At 60.5% G+C, this 11,742-nt stretch carries 7 protein-coding genes and 1 pseudogene; 3 read left to right on the top strand and 5 right to left on the bottom strand.

What is annotated here, in order from left to right; all coding sequences use genetic code 11:
- Nucleotides 1–194 precede the first annotated feature (194 nt).
- Nucleotides 195–503 (bottom strand): hypothetical protein, encoded by a 309-nt coding sequence (locus AC1DO7_RS34415; protein WP_441622579.1) that lies wholly within the window; start codon nucleotides 501–503, stop codon nucleotides 195–197.
- On the bottom strand, nucleotides 500–1,123 hold the full coding sequence (locus AC1DO7_RS34410; protein WP_441622577.1) for a DUF6884 domain-containing protein: 624 nt from the start codon (nucleotides 1,121–1,123) through the stop codon (nucleotides 500–502). Before AC1DO7_RS34410 ends, AC1DO7_RS34415 begins: the two co-directional genes overlap by 4 nt.
- 1,369 nt (nucleotides 1,124–2,492) lie before the next feature.
- On the opposite strand from AC1DO7_RS34410, the gene AC1DO7_RS34405 reads away from it, so the two are divergent.
- Both AC1DO7_RS34405 and AC1DO7_RS34400 read left to right on the top strand, forming a co-directional pair.
- Entirely contained in the window at nucleotides 2,493–3,422 is a 930-nt protein-coding gene (locus AC1DO7_RS34405) for a hypothetical protein (RefSeq protein WP_441622575.1), read from the top strand.
- A 318-nt stretch (nucleotides 3,423–3,740) separates the two neighbouring features.
- Nucleotides 3,741–4,238 (top strand): response regulator, encoded by a 498-nt coding sequence (locus tag AC1DO7_RS34400; protein ID WP_441622573.1) that lies wholly within the window; start codon nucleotides 3,741–3,743, stop codon nucleotides 4,236–4,238.
- A 332-nt stretch (nucleotides 4,239–4,570) separates the two neighbouring features.
- Here AC1DO7_RS34400 and AC1DO7_RS34395 read toward each other — a convergent pair whose 3' ends face one another.
- From AC1DO7_RS34395 to AC1DO7_RS34385, 3 genes are all read right to left on the bottom strand, one after another.
- On the bottom strand, nucleotides 4,571–6,847 hold the full coding sequence (locus AC1DO7_RS34395) for a catalase (RefSeq protein ID WP_441643571.1): 2,277 nt from the start codon (nucleotides 6,845–6,847) through the stop codon (nucleotides 4,571–4,573).
- 1,643 nt (nucleotides 6,848–8,490) lie between these two features.
- Nucleotides 8,491–9,612, bottom strand: a complete 1,122-nt coding sequence (locus tag AC1DO7_RS34390; RefSeq protein ID WP_441622585.1) for a sensor histidine kinase — start codon at nucleotides 9,610–9,612, stop codon at nucleotides 8,491–8,493.
- A 45-nt stretch (nucleotides 9,613–9,657) separates the two neighbouring features.
- Complete coding sequence (locus tag AC1DO7_RS34385) at nucleotides 9,658–10,377, bottom strand: Crp/Fnr family transcriptional regulator (protein WP_477117126.1); 720 nt, start codon at nucleotides 10,375–10,377, stop codon at nucleotides 9,658–9,660.
- A gap of 307 nt (nucleotides 10,378–10,684) precedes the next feature.
- On the opposite strand from AC1DO7_RS34385, the pseudogene AC1DO7_RS34380 reads away from it, so the two are divergent.
- A pseudogene (locus tag AC1DO7_RS34380) lies at nucleotides 10,685–11,215 on the top strand (transposase); the annotation flags it as partial.
- Nucleotides 11,216–11,742 lie beyond the last annotated feature (527 nt).

Raw genomic sequence — 11,742 nt, 5'->3', positions numbered from 1 at the left:
CCCGGTGCCTGAATTGGGCACGCCGGGATCTGTGCGGGGGGTGTCCAGCAATGGGCATTCCTACCGCGATATTCCGCTTTCCCCACACCCCTGCCGCCTCTTCGAGGCGGACACAGCCTTCAGGTTAGCGGGGTGGAACCAGGCGGACAGATGCTCGCCGCCGTGTGGCTCTGGAGAGAAGGTCGCCACCGTGCTCATGCGCGATGCCGATTGCGCTTGAGGCGTGCATAGCGCAGATAGCGGGCATCGAGCATCTCTTCTATCACGTGCTGGCGGTCTCGGTCCTCAGGGTCGGGGGCGCACTCCAGCAGGTTTGTGTCTGCACAGAAACGCATGATCTCCAACAGCAACGCTTCGCGCCGCGGCGGCGGGAAATGCAGGCGTCTGGCTTTGGTCCAGTAGCGGTAGCCGGCATGGGTGAGGGCAAGCAGGGCGCCGGGCGTGCCATCGAGGTTGGCAGCGAGGGCCTTGGCTTCCAGCTGCAGGGGGATGGTGATAGTCATTGGTTCGGCTGGAGGCTGTTCAGGGCAATCCAACGGGAAACGATGTGCGCGCGGTTTCCCGTTCCCTCCTCGACATCGGCTTCGGCGGTCAGGCCACTGGGTCCTTGGAAAAGGGTCCGGATGGTTGCCCAACCGGGCACAATGCCCGGCAGGTGACGGTAGACGTGAATGACGCGCTCGCCCACCGTGAACGGCCCAGCGCGGCGGAAGTAGGGCACCCCGTTGGGAAAGCGCCCGATCTCTTCGGTAAGTTCATTGGCTAGGCTGTCCAGATACTGGCCGAGCTGGGAGCGCTGCATCCCGATGCCGCCGCTGGTTTCCATGATCGTAGGCGCGCTGCCAGCACCAACCTTACGGGCCCACCGCTCTACGGCTGCGCGCATCACCCGACGATAGTGCATGCCGCCGGCGAGAAAAACCGGGCCGAGCTGGTCGGGCCACGCCGCATCGGCCATCGCCGTCGACAGGTCCGAGAGCATGGTCTTCGCGAGACCTGCGGTCATGCGGGCATCGTAGAGGACAATCTCCGCGTCCGGCTGGATGAAGCCATGCTGCGCCGAGAGGATGATGACCTGGGGCTGCGCATCGGCTCGCACGTGGGCGCGGAACGTTTCATACATGACGCCATGAGGACCAACGCGCGAACCGGCATACGAGCAACGGCCGTGTGGGCAATTTCATCAAAGAGGATGAGTTGGAAGGGGGGCGCTGACAGCAGTGACCTACGTGGTGAACATGGATCCAATCTGCAGGGGCCTGCCGGAAGTCAAGGCCGCGCCTCCCGACGATGTCATATGTCCCGGCCAGCCTGCTTTGCGCTCCGCGCGCCGACGAGCGAGGCCTTGACGCCATGATGGGTACCCACATCGTGGTTTTGGGTGACCTCGCATATCGCGCGGGAAGACCGGGCTGGATGGGGGCTGCGGCGTCACAAACATAGTCGTCCGCGCTCCTCTCGCGGTAACCCGTGGGTCAGTAGCACAAGGGCATCGCAGCATCAAACTATTGCATTCGTTTGCACTGGCGTGAGATCGGGCGTTCGCAGATATAATTTCACTTTCGTGAAATAACGATGGAGTCGCTCTTTTACATGCCCTATTTTTTGAGCTGCACATGCCAAGACCTCTGCCAGATTCAACCTTGCCCTCCCGTGCCACGATCAAGATGTGCTCCGATCTCGGGGATAGAGTGCGCGCGACTCGCGCTCCCACGGTCTACCAATCGATCAGGCCGCCCGAACGTGCGGGGCGTCCGTGGGAATGCCGTCGAAGTTGGAAAACGGAAAGGGCGTTCACCTTGACTATGCCCTGCGCGCTTTGGTCCAATAGCGAATCCAAACATGCACGCATCATCCGGGCTCTGCTGAATCGTGGTGAGACATTCATGATTAACCATGTCCCAGCTTGCTTCACCTCCGAGCGACCCTGACGTTACATAGGGATTCMGAGTCATCTTTTCTTGACAGCCTACAACGGACGAATCGACGACAGGTTGGACCGACAGCATGACAGCTCGATGAATCGAGTGGCATACGCAAACTGCAATGCCGCTGTCCGGATGGAGCCATGCTGAGCGGTTAAGCATTCTGGCCCGAGCTCAGCGCGTTCGTAGGCCGGTTGTAGGTGTGCAGTCCCATCTCGTCGCTCGCCCCGGATTTGATGCAGGCTGGATTGAGAAAAGAATTGACCGGATTTGAAGGTCCTTGTAGGCGATTCAGGGGGCCGCTCCAGATACGGACGTACCGACACCTTGCCATTCAGGAGGGGATAACTGGCAAGAATGTGGATATTTCTACCGAACTTGCAGGAATGACCTGCCTGCGCGGCGCGACGAGCGTGCATTGAAACCTAGGGCACTCGGCACTGGGCCAGTTCAAAGACGAGACTCATCGTTGGCATAATTTTTGCGAAAGGCATTTTGAGGAAGTCAATCGCAGAGCTTGCGTGCCTGCCCACCTCGCCCACCTCGTTTCCCGAACCGGAGTCAATCATGACATCCCATTTTCTCGACGGCCCGGAGCAAGTGACGGAACCCGATTCAACCGCTTCGGGCGTCGCGTGGGGGGCAGTTTTAGCCGGCGGAAGTGCTGCGGCAGCAATCTCGCTGATTCTCCTCATTCTGGGAGTTGGTCTTGGACTTTCCGCCGCGTCCCCATGGGCTGGCAACGGTGCCAGCGCGAACACGTTGGGCGCCTCAACCATAGCTTGGCTCGTTTTTACTCAGCTTGCCGCAGCCGGAATCGGCGGCTATCTGGCAGGCCGTCTCCGCGTGAAATGGGCCTCAGTGCATACGGACGAAGTTTATTTTCGGGATACCGCGCATGGTTTTTTGGCGTGGGCGGTCGCTTCCCTGGCTACGGCAGCGTTCCTCACTGCGACGATCGGATCCATCCTGGTTGGTGCGACCGCGCCCGTCACGGCTGGGCTCCTGGCGAGCGCGCGATCGGTCGCAGCCTCGCCCGACCCGTCCCAGCAGCGCACCGCTTCCGGTGCTTACTTTGGGGATATGTTGTGGCGCTCCGACCAACCTTTAACAAGCACTGCCGAATCCGTACCCCGCGCCGAAATGACTGCCATTTTCTTGCACGATGTTCGATCGGGTGGGCTAACGCCCGAGGACAAGCTGTATGCGTCGAGGCAGGTGGCGCGGTTCACAGGGTTGAGCGACGTGGACGCTGAGAAACGTGTATTGGACACATATAGCAGGCTCGACAAAGCAATCAAGACTGAAGAAGCTGCTGCTGCGCAGCGGGCAGACATGGCGCGCAAGGCTACAGCACATGGAAGTCTATGGTTTTTCGTAGCCTTGCTTTGCGGTGCATTCTTTGCCAGCCTTTGCGCAACCTTTGGTGGTGCTCGGCGCGACCATATGGTCGTCTCGCAACGCGCAATGAGCGAACCTGCAGTCAGACCTGCTTAGGAGTACACGATGCGCTCGCTTCTTCTTCTTATGCTTGGGGTACCTATTCCGATCATCATCTTGATCGCGTTGTTTGCGCACTAGTACAACATTCCGGAAATAGGATTGGGAAAAAGCGCAATGGACCACTGGCAACTGGCATACCTCGRCATGCGGCAGAATTCCACGCGAACCCAGTGCAATGGATACGCCGGCCGAACGCGAAAAAACGGGCATGCTCACGATGGATCCTGCCGCCGACGAGCCGGACCGAGGGGCCGACGGTTCCGCAACTATTGAGGGGACGTCGTTCCCCCGGCGGCGCATCGCCATCACAAAATGCGATTCCTCATAGTACCTACGCGCCCACACCCGCGCCCCCTTGCGCTGCACCGCACAATCGAAAAGGGACCTCTTCTGGGACCGCGCTTGCATTTAATAGTGCCTTGGGGGTCTGGGGTTATGAAAATACTGATTGCGGACGATAATGCGTCAGAGCGCGAGCCACTAGGCGCGTTGGCTGCGTTTTTGGGACACGAAGTGGTTGTCTGCGGGGACGGGACGGAGGTGATAACCGCTGTCGCATGGTTCTGGCCGGACTTAATCATTCTCGACGTGGAGATGCCTGGAATGGATGGAATCTCAGCGGCTCGGCGCCTGGGGGAGCTTTATCCAACTGCCAGATGGCGCCTCGTCGCGTACACCGGACAAAGATCACTAGCGCAGCGCGAAGCTACAATAGCAGCGGGCTTTACTGAGCATTTCTGCAAGCCCGACGACCTGGCAAAGATCGAGCGTCTCATGAAAGATGGCGCGCGCGTTGGCACAGCGTCCTAGGTCCTCCTACGTTTATACGACATCGGAGGGTAGAGAAGCGAGCGCGCCGCGCCGAACTCACTCGCGGTATTCGTTGAGTTAATCTGGTCTGGCTCATCTGATACCACGGGGCCTTCCTCACAACTGGTCAGCACCGCCTCGCGCAATGGGAAAGCCCGCATCGAACGTCCCACGGCGGCGGCGTGGAGGCGGGCGGCTAGCCACGCCCGCCAGAACGGTGACCACTGCGGAGCCCCACTGCTGCCAGCAACGCGGCGCGACTGAACGGGCGTCGCTCAGGTGAGGCGAGATGGCAGCACCGGGGGTCCCGCCTCGCGCATTGCGCCCACCACTCAGGCCATCACCCGCGCGGCGTCCGCGCGCGCCCACCAGCGATGCTCGCCCACGGCCTCTAGGAATGCATCGAGCTGGGCGCCCCCATCGTTTTTGCCGATTACCACGCCCGGCCCGGCAAAGCCGCCGTCGATCCCGGCCGCGCGAGCGGCGGCCGCAATCAGCAAGGTGCCGGTGCCGCCTGCGCCGATCGGCTTGTAGTGCTTATAGGCCTCGCAGATGAAGAGCAGGGCGGCGGGGTCGGCCTGCAACGCGTCGACGTCYCCCTCCGGCACGTACACCGCGTCGAACAGCACCGAACCCACGGACGACAGCGCGTGGTCGACCGGCACCACCTTGCCTTGCGCGGAAGTCACGCCGCCAGCGCGCGGGCCAATCACCTTGGCGGATGCCCCGGCATCCTCGGCCCGGGCTTTGAACGCGGCTACCGCCGCGCCGCTCACGCCGTCCGCAACCAGCACGGCAATCTTTCGGCCACGGATATTGCCCTTCGGCTGCGACGCCAGGCTCAACGCTGGCGAAGCCGCCAGGCCGTAATCGTCGATCTCGACCGGCTTGCCCACAGGCTCCACGTTTATGCCGAGCTTGCTCGCCACGCCGGCGGCAAGCTCGGCCGCGATATGGGCCAGTTGGCCAACCACACGGGCACGGATGTCGGGGATCTCCACCTTGGAGAGTTCGAAGGTGTAGGCATCGACAATCTGACTTTTTTCCGTATCCGTCTGGCTGCGCCAGAACAGGTTGGCTTGCGAGAAGTGATCGGAGAATGTGTCGCTGCGCCGGCGCACCTTGGCCGCACCCTCCGCGGCCTTTTCAGCGTAACTCAGGTGTGCATCTGCGTTGCCCGCCAGGAACGGGCAACCGCCGCCCACGCTGTTGGGTTGATAGCTGGAGCGACCTCCCACCACCGTCTGACGCATCAAACCGTCGCGCTGGTTGTTGTGGACCGGGGCCAGTGCCCGGTTGATCGGCAGCTCATGGAAATTTGGGCCGCCCAGCCGCGTGAGCTGCGTGTCCAGGTAGGAAAACAGCCGCCCCTGCAACAGCGGATCATTAGTAAAATCCAGCCCCGGCACCAGGTGCCCGGGGTGAAAAGCCACCTGCTCGGTCTCCGCGAAGAAGTTGTCCGGGTTGCGGTTCAGTACCATCTTGCCCACACGGCGCACCGGCACCAGTTCTTCGGGAATCAGCTTAGTCGGGTCGAGCAAGTCGAAGCCGAACTTGTGCTCGTCCTCCTCGGGCACCAGTTGCACGCCGAATTCATACTCTGGGAACGCGCCGTTCTCAATCGATTCCCACAGGTCGCGGCGGTGGAAGTCCGGGTCCTTGCCGTTGATTTTGAGGGCCTCGTCCCACACCAGCGAATGCGCGCCCAGCACCGGCTTCCAGTGAAATTTGACGAAGGTGGCACTCCCCTTGGCATTGATCAGGCGGAAGGTGTGCACGCCAAAGCCTTCCATGGTGGCGAAGCTGCGCGGCAGCGCGCGGCCTGACATGGTCCACAGCACCATATGCATTGATTCCGGCTGCAGCGACACGAAGTCCCAGAAGGTGTTGTGCGCCGACGCTGCCTGCGGGATCTCGTTGTGCGGCTCGGGTTTCACCGCATGGACGAAGTCGGGAAACTTGATGGCGTCCTGGATAAAGAACACCGGCATATTGTTGCCGACCAGATCGCAATTGCCTTGCCGCGTGTAGAACTTGACGGCGAAGCCGCGCACGTCACGCGCAAGATCCGCCGACCCGCGTGAGCCCGCCACGGTGGAGAAGCGTACGAACACTGGCGTCTGGGCTCCCTCACACTGCAGGAAGTCGGCAGTGGTGAATTCCGCCAGCGACTCATACAACTCGAAGTAGCCATGCGCGGCGGCGCCCCGCGCGTGGACCACGCGCTCCGGGATGCGCTCGTGATCAAAGTGAGTGATCTTCTCGCGCAGCAGGAAGTCTTCGAGGAGTGTGGGGCCACGCGCCCCCAGGTGAAGCGAGTTATCGTCCTCGCCAATGGGCATGCCCTGGTTGGTGGTCAGCACGCGGTCCTCGTTCGAGACGAGATTGCCGACTGTATCGGTGCCCAATACCGTAGGCCGGGGAGCGAGACGCTCTGTCACGGCGCGGTCGTATGCGGCATCCGCCCCGGTGGCCGCCCGGCTGACGGTCTGTGTCTTATCGCTGGTGGTTGCTCCAGTGACGGTTGGCGGCGCGGTTTCGTTGGGCGCGGGTTTGGGCTTGTTAGCTGCGCTGTTGGCAGGCTTCTTGGGGGCTGGCGTCTTTGGCATGGCGGATCCGGGAGAAGTTTCGGCAAGAACGAGCTGCAAGGACCGATCCAAGGCAGATTGCGCGCCAAGGACGAATCGGCGCAAATCGATATGCGCACGCGCGCTCCAGCCAATCCTCACTGTGCTAGAACCTGTGTCCAAACGGGGCTGGCTATCGCTCGGGTAACGTGGCCCCGGTACGACGCATTTCTACAAGACAGTGGTAGATATTGCCGCCGAATATTGCACAGCGGCGGTTGGTGCCCTGCGTTAAGGGACTCTCAGACTAGCGCCTGTTCCAGTAGGCGCATCATGCATTTATGTCCCAGATCCTAATGAAAGATCGGGAACTCCGTCTTTTCGTTTAGAAAGCGTGCCCGCATTTCGCGATGCCTGACTCAGCTTCCTGCCAACTTTCCCCGTCATCAAAGCGCCCATCAACTCCTTTTGTACGGTTGGCATAGAATCTGCGGCTGGCTGGGCGTTCGCCGACACAAGGCGTTTCAACGCCATTGCAGAGTGAGTGGCGGTTCTTCGCCGCGAGTTGCCGCGGGCGGCGTTGCGTGGGGAACCGCGCAAAGCGCGGGAAGCAGAGGAAGCAAAGCACCAGGCCGAAGCGCTGTCAAGTGTGCAAGACGCGATTGCGGCGCGCTTCGGCAAGGGCTCTTCGGTGCGGGTTCAGACAGATCCTCAAAAACTGCCGCAAAAATCCGACGTTAGAGCCGCAGCGGGGATGGCACCCGATTCGATATCTGGGCGCCGGATCGCCGAACGACGGGATTGTCGCTAGCATGCCGCCGGGCTCAGTTGGCGTTCCTCCGAATGGACACTAGAGCTGGGAAAGGGTGCGGTGAAGAATGCGTCGATGAGGGGGATGTTCAGAATCAAAACGGGGGGAGGGATACAACTGATTTGGTGGCTCCACGATAGTCGTCCGAGATTGGCCGACATACCGCCGGCTTTGCGTATCTACCGACTTGAGGAGAAAGGTTTTTTTCACCTGAGAAGGAGCAGGTGGGGGCGCCGTCCTGAATGACCGAGAGAGCGCTCCTATGCTCTTATGCGCCGTTGTGCCGATCGCATATTGTATCGGCCACGCGTTTCACGCAGCCATGTTTTGCTTGCACAGCGAAGGTAATACGCCGGTTCCCGGTAAGCGGTACACTGACCACGTCTAACTCATTCGCAGGACTCGTGCGGTATTCGTACTAGGGGGCCGGAAATTTGATGCTCTGATCATGCGGACTTGGAAGCTTCAGGGCGCGCTCTAGGCCTAATATTGCCCTGTTGTTCAGAGCAATGGGGCCCGCGCTGGCCACCCCGCCCCGTGCGTCCGGGGGCTGGTTATACTTGCTGACAAGAGGCGTCTCGCGCTGGCGAGGTGCGCCATCCTGAGGGAGCCCACGATGGAAGAGCACGACGCCACGCCACCCGCACCGGCTAACGATCAGAACGCGATGCCCGCCGATCGGCCCGCGTCGCTTGAGCACACGCGCGAGGCTATTCGCATCTTCGCGGGGCTAGCTCCCGATTTCCAAGGTAGGCGTTCACCAACGCAACAGGCAATAACTCTTCGCAGCTACGCAAGCATTCCCTCATGATTTTCAAGATCCACTTAGCAAGGTACCTGATCCAGTGCACTCCCGTGCAATGCAACATGACCGTTACTCGCAGCGAGGCAAGCGGACAGCAAATACCGTTTCTTCTTGGTCGGACCGTGCTGTTATCTCGCCACCATGAGCTCGGGCAATCTCGCGCGCGATGTACAGGCCTAGTCCAAGGCTGCCATCGGCGGGTTGGCTGCTCTCATGCTCGGGGGCCCGCTTTAGAGGGTCAAAGAGCTGAGCCAGGGTCGATTGCTCGATGGCTCGCCCACTATTCCTGACCTCGAAGCGAACTTCCCGCTCGTCTCCGGCCACAACTACTCGTACAGGCTCGTCCGGCGCTCCGTACTTGATTGCATTCACCACCAGATTGCCGAGCAACTGCTGCAGACGTCGACCATCCCAAACACCCTGCGTGTCGCCCTTCACCTCCAGATTGATCCCGTGGCCCGGATGCGCAGCGCGTAACTGAGTTAACTCTTCGGCGAACAAGTTCGCCAAGTCGACTTTGTCCGAACCAAGATTGATACGTAGACCCAACGATGTTCGATTGAAATCAAGTAAATCGTCCAGGAGCGCCTTCAGGCGAGCACCGCTCTTGATCAGCCGCTGAGCGGCACCGGATACGTTCTCTCCAGCTTCCACACTCGCAAGATAGACCGCAGTCAACTGGATGATATGCAGGGGGCTTCGCATGTCATGGCCCAGCATTCCCAAAAACAGGTTGCGAGCCTGGTCCACTTGCGCAGTAAAAAGACCGATCGATTCTGCCAGCGCCTGATCGATGGCCTCATTGAATCGGATCATGTCATCGAGATCAGGTGAGTCAGGCTGACAATTGTCGATCCATAGACGAAGAACGCTGGCGCGCAGAGCCCGGTACTCAGCCGCCAGTTGGTTGATGTCGAAGCCGCTTCGCAAGCGAAGATGGGCATGCGTCTGTGCGGCGGTTTCTGCGGCGTCGATCAATTGGAGGGCTAGGCCCCTCGACTTTTCTGCCTGGGCTATCCTGGTCTGGAAAGTAGACAAATCCTTTGCGACTGCCCGCAGAATTTGCTCGGCGTGGTCGCGTAGTGCCGGCGGATTCATAGTCGCCGAAGCCGGCAATTGCGTACTCGCAAACGCTTCCCACTGCGCCAGGATGGTCTCCATGTCGTGGAGAATGAACTCAGCCAGTCGCAGTTTTGCCATGGAAATCCGAAGTGGTTCGTTGCCGATGTGACATGCTCAAATCGCTCGTAAGTCGGGCAACAGACGATCACATTCTTGCTTCACGACGGCATAACATTCGCACACACGCTGCTCCAACCCAGGCCTGTCGAGTACTTCGATATGCCCATGACGGTAGCGAATCAGGCCGGCGCTCTGTAGTTTCGGCGCCGCCTCTGTCACGCCAGATCTTCGCACGCCCAGCATGTTGGCGATTAACTCCTGCGTCATGCGCAGTTCGTTGGACGGCAAGCGGTCCATGCTCAGCAATAGCCAACGGCAAAGTTGCTGGTCGATTGAATGATGCCGATTGCAAACAGCGGTCTGTGCCATTTGCGTGATCAGCGACTGCGTATAGCGAAGCAGTAGTCGCTGCATTGGGCCACCTCGATTGAATTCTTGCTTCATGGCGGCGCCGCTTAACTTATAGGCGCGGCCAGCGCTCTGTACAATCGCACGGCTCGGCGTGGTTTCGCCTCCCATGAAAAGGGCAACACCCACGATGCCTTCATTACCGACGATCGCAATTTCGGCTGATGCGCCGTCTYCCATGACGTAGAGGAGAGAGATGATCGACGTGGTTGGGAAGTACACATGATCGAGGCGGTCTCCAGACTCGTAGATAACGTGGCCTAGTGGCAAATCTACCGCGGCCAGTAGCGGAGTTAGGCGAGCCCACTCCACTTCGGGCAAAACGGACAGGAGGTGATTTTCCCTAGGGTTTTCAAGCGCATGCATGCGTCGGCCTCACTGCTCGTGTTATGCCCCTTGCTGCACTTTTTGGCAGCAGATGACGGGTTGGCACCGCAATCTAAATATACGCCCACTGACGCACGACCAGAAAGGGATCTTTACCAAGATGCCAGGACACGGCAGAATTCATCCAACCTATCTGCCCTTGGCGCGGCCGCGGTATCACCGCTGCCTGCAGCATCCAGGGCACGCGGTGTGGCTTGGCTAGTAAAACAGGTTTCCGGGCCTCTTCGATGGCTGCGGCAGGACGCAGTCGTTTTCGTCACTTTTTGCAGGGAAAACAAGGGAGCCCCGCTCGCTGCGACTCGCTGACGAACCACTCGCCGAACTCACCATGCTGTGAGGCTTCGACGACGATCTGGCTGCCCAAATCACCCAAACCAGTAACCGCATTCGCGGCCTGCTCACCCAGATCCATCCGCACTGGAACGGACCTCGCATGGACCATCCGGCCGTGCTCGATCTGCTCGAGCGCTACCCGTTGCCCGCCGAGCTTGCCGCGACCAGCGAGAAGACGCTCGCCAGCCGCCTAACCATGCTAGCGCGCGTAGGCAGCCACCATCGTCATGCCGCGCCTGGCCCTGCAGCTCGTCGCCTCACGCAAACAACGCGACGAGGTCGCCAGCGAAGTCGAACGCCTGGTACAGGCACACCCTCGCTGGCCGGTCCTGACCAGCATGCCGGAAGTCGGCGTCAGGACCGCCGCCAGACTCCTCACTGAGGTCGCGAAGCCTTCGCTTCAGCCGCGCATCTTGCCGCCTATGCCGGTCTCGCCCCGGTCACCCGCCGCTCAGGCTCGTCCATCCGCGGCGAACATCCGACCATAGCGAACCCCTCGGGCCGCCTCGCGCGAAAGGCCACTTCCTTGTCGACCACCAGCTCGTTCGTCCGCTCATCGAGCACGCAAAGCAAGGTGGGGCTCGCCGCCGTAGCCGGCAATGCTCACTGCAAATTGCCCTCGTTCGGCGCCTCCGCCGTTTGCCTGGTGCCCGCGTGCTTACGACAGCAGGCTTTCGTAGGGGATGTGCAGGCCATCGTGCAAGCGCTTGACCATGCACAGGCTGAGCTTGCGCTTGCGGATCAGTACCTCAGACACGCGGCCACTGGAGCCAATCCCGCGACGATGTAGCGCTATACGGGCGGTATCAGGCTGCCATGAGGCCGCTGCTCGGTTTGCCGACGCCGGCGGCAGCGAACTTGCCACCATGCGCGCGCCCTCAATAGCTGCCGCCGATCATTGCCGGCGCAAACGTGCCGGAGTTCCCTATGCAACATTCCGTTGAGTATCGCGGCTTCGAAATCTGGATTGACATGGTTGGAAGTTCCCAGGACATATTCGAGGCCTGGTAC

Source organism: Cupriavidus sp. 05N40 (assembly GCF_056397305.1).
The sequence above is the reverse complement of the archived record's forward strand: the minus strand, read 5'-3'. Positions and strand labels throughout refer to the sequence as shown.